This window comes from Neisseria sp. N95_16 (assembly GCF_002551535.2).
Classification (GTDB): domain Bacteria; phylum Pseudomonadota; class Gammaproteobacteria; order Burkholderiales; family Neisseriaceae; genus Neisseria; species Neisseria brasiliensis.
Window position 1 is genome coordinate 1 of the sequence record NZ_PDBT02000127.1, and the last position, 2,764, is coordinate 2,764.

Annotated in this window: 4 protein-coding genes and 1 pseudogene; 2 read left to right on the top strand and 3 right to left on the bottom strand. The window is 40.0% G+C overall.

Annotated elements, in window-relative coordinates:
• A pseudogene (locus CRG49_RS13650) lies at window positions 1–186 on the top strand (hypothetical protein); the annotation flags it as partial.
• Between the two features lie 42 nt (window positions 187–228).
• Window positions 229–609: a hypothetical protein gene (locus CRG49_RS13210; protein ID WP_154143206.1), complete on the top strand. Its 381-nt coding sequence runs from the start codon at window positions 229–231 to the stop codon at window positions 607–609.
• 250 nt (window positions 610–859) lie between these two features.
• Here CRG49_RS13210 and CRG49_RS13215 read toward each other — a convergent pair whose 3' ends face one another.
• The 3 genes from CRG49_RS13215 to CRG49_RS13655 all read right to left on the bottom strand — a co-directional run.
• Window positions 860–1,015 carry a hypothetical protein gene (locus tag CRG49_RS13215; RefSeq protein ID WP_154143205.1) on the bottom strand — a complete coding sequence of 52 codons (156 nt, stop codon included), beginning with the start codon at window positions 1,013–1,015 and terminating at the stop codon, window positions 860–862.
• 135 nt (window positions 1,016–1,150) lie between these two features.
• Complete coding sequence (locus CRG49_RS12615; protein WP_095501707.1) at window positions 1,151–1,732, bottom strand: hypothetical protein; 582 nt, start codon at window positions 1,730–1,732, stop codon at window positions 1,151–1,153.
• A partial coding sequence (locus tag CRG49_RS13655) for a VENN motif pre-toxin domain-containing protein (protein ID WP_232727256.1) occupies window positions 1,732–2,764 on the bottom strand: 1,033 nt, incomplete at its 5' end. The genes CRG49_RS12615 and CRG49_RS13655, both read right to left, overlap by 1 nt.

Sequence of the window (2,764 nt, forward strand, 5' to 3'; positions counted from 1 at the left end):
GATATCCGTGGTGCTGAGCAGGATGCGGCTGTTTTCATTGGCATACGGTGCGCTAATGCTCACACCGGTTTTACCCGAAAGTTCTGCAGCAAGCGTAGGGGAGTGTCTTCAGCACTCACGCGTCTGGGCGGTATAGAGAATCTGAATATTTACTTGCATAACAAATGCCGTCTGAAAAAATCTTGAGCTTTTCAGACGGCATTGAGCTGTAAATCATGGAACACGTGCGTGCTGAAGCACACACCCTACACGTGGATTTTAGGTTTCATGCAGGCTACAGCTTGCTATATTTTTAGCCAAAAAGAAAAAATCTGTTTTCATGATGGTGGGAATACTTGCACAATCAAGGAAGGCTCGACTTTAAGAGAAAAAATTTTAGGAGTGGCAAAGCACATAAATCAAAAAAATAGCGAAACAATTAATGCTAAACAATTAGCCACATTAGAAAGTGAATGCCCTAAAAAAGGTACGGGTGTTGCTGGTTTGGATATATTACATGGTACCTTACATAATTACTCCCATCAAATTACAGCGCAACAGGTAATTGTTTTACACGATAATTTTGAGCCATTAATAAAGGCTATATGGGACTCAATCTTAAAGATATGATAGTCTCGGTTATTGTTGTATGGTTTATTTTCAGTAATATGGCTATCGCACCAAGTATTCAAGTATTTTCGTAATATTGCTTTACAAAAAATTCCTGATGGGAACTCCCGCTGTAGGGTGTAAAATAAAAATAGACTTTGTCGATTCCGTGAGCTGCGAAGTGCCGGAGAGATCGGCAAAGTCAGTTTTTGTTTTTTTGGGGGAGGAGGGAGGGAATATTTCTGCTGAATCTAAGAGAGATGGTAGGAGGTTACGGTTCGATTTCGGTTTTCAGATTGCCTTTGGGAATATCGACGATGTAGCCGTCGGGTGCGGTCAATACAGCAGCAGTTGTGCCGGTAAAGCTCGGTAATTTGAGTGTTTCGACGGTGCTGCGACGATTAGCCTGTTTCTGCCAAACGGTCAAAAGCGTGGTTTTGAATAAGGAAATGCCGTCTGAAAGACTTAGAATTGTTCAGACGGCATTTACTTTTAATAAATATAAAAAGTCATATTAAATTGCGTGGGCAGCAAGTGCCCACCCTACGATTGCTATCGATTGCTATCGATTGCTGTTTACTAATTGAACAGCTCTATTTATAACCTCATCTGTAATATAAGGAACAAAACCCAATCGGTTTCCTTCAAGGAAACTTTGTTGATAATGTTTAAGACGATCTTTATTCTCTTGCATGACTAATGCAGCAAGGTGATATAATGGTGCAATACCTGGCCAAGTTGTTGGGGCTTCAGCATAATATTGTAAAGCTTTATCTATCTCCTGGTATTTTGCCCAAATGCTTGCTTCAGCTAATAAATCATTAAAAATCTCTATATTTATCAATTCAAATTCACTTTCAGGGAGTCCTTTTTCTAAAGGTGGGGCAAGTAATCCATGTCTGGAAATTAAATAGTAAAACTCTCTTTCTTCACAAATTATATAATTGCAGATTTCTGAGAATTTACGGCTAGAAACAGATGGATCTAAAGAAAAATAAAATATTTCCCCTCTTTTTTCTAACTTTGGGCTGAGGATAACTTGTAAATCTTCATAGTTTTTTAGAAAGTATTTATCATTATTTTCATCTTTTATATATGTCCATCCTAATTTTTTAAGTTCAGTTGAGATATCTCTTTTATTCATCATTTAGCTCCGGGGAAATTTTTTACAATAATTGGAATTCCATTTGGATAACCTTGGTCTTTCAATGGCTTGCCTGAAATAAGTCCAAATTTACTAGCAACATCTCCTTTAGGTATGGCATTCCCATCACGAATTTGTGGATATATTTCACTTTGCCTGATACTTAATTGGGCATTTCCTGTTTTAATCTCATAAATAACCAGCTTGTTATCTGGGGATCTGGCAATAATATCAGGTCTTGTTCTCCCGTTTGCGAAACCATCTTTGAACGTTATTTCACGGCTGCTGACACTATACCCTTGTGCCTTCAGTTGTGTCTTTACATCGTCAACCATTTCTTTGTGATGAGTGTAATGCTTTCGAATAGTAACGTGAGCAGCTGCATTTTTCCCAGCACTTCGCATACCTGATTGCTTACTGCCGTTCAAAGTCTCCTTAATTTTTTGAGCAGCCTCGCCCCGATTGGCTTTATTCAACTCCGTTCCAACCACAATATCAATAACGGCTTTGGCATCATTCCAATCTAGTGTCCCGTCTGATAATGTAATTAGATTGTCTACTAAACTATAACCTTCGTCTTTCAATGTCTGCTTCAAATCTTTGACATTGATTCTCCCATTTTTTAATCCTTTTTTGGCTACCTTATAAACCACTTTTGCAGCAGTTACAACAGCTTTAACCGCATTATTTTCTACCGCGTTTTGTGCGGTTTGTGCAGCAGTATTGACATCTCCTCCCGTTACGCCTGCAACTGTACCTGCCGCAAGTTTGGCATAGGCGGTAATTTTCTTAACTTCCAGATCTAATTGTTCCGGGGTCATACCGCTAAAATCGGTATTTTTAACCAAAGCTTCCCCAACAATCTCCCCCACGGCCGCACCAATCGCACCGTCCTGACACTTACCCTTATTCGCAGCCGCTGCCGCACAGCCTGCTACGGCATGGGCGATTTTGTGGGCGATATAGTGCTGATCCAATTGCTTAATCTTACTGGCTGCCTCCCCATGCGCGGTATTCACCAAAGCCGCCAGG

Excerpts from the sequence above, each read along its gene's own strand:
- CRG49_RS12615 (WP_095501707.1), bottom strand. The coding sequence starts at position 1,732 with ATGAATAAAAGAGATATCTCAACTGAACTTAAAAAATTAGGATGGACA.